At 36.8% G+C, this 304-nt stretch carries 1 protein-coding gene; it reads right to left on the bottom strand.

The annotated features are described in order from the left end of the window. Nucleotides 1–304, bottom strand: a 304-nt coding sequence (locus EOC06_RS38795) for a hypothetical protein (protein ID WP_206631420.1), incomplete at both ends; no start/stop codon positions are given.

Genomic DNA, 304 nt, shown 5'->3' with positions numbered 1-304 from the left:
ACTGTGATCTCACTGGTAATATGAGCTGTACTTCATCATGTTGTGATTCACATGGTTCTAAAATAAGCGGACGCATATTACCTTGGTATTTGAAGTTGATGTAATCATCATCCATTGCTTTCAATGCTTGTACCATGTATTTAGCAGATAGAGCAATATTTATTTCATTGTCTCCTTCTAAAGCCTCGTATTCCATTTCAACTTTTCCGCTTCCCGTTTGAGCTTGAAATGTAGAAAGAATAACGGAATCCTTAATATCAATTTTCACTATTCCTTGGCTATTGGAGTCGGCTTGATCCGAAAC

It is taken from the genome of Mesorhizobium sp. M7A.F.Ca.MR.362.00.0.0 (assembly GCF_004023175.1).
Taxonomy (GTDB): domain Bacteria; phylum Pseudomonadota; class Alphaproteobacteria; order Rhizobiales; family Rhizobiaceae; genus Mesorhizobium.
This window is presented reverse-complemented; position numbering and strand designations above follow the sequence as displayed.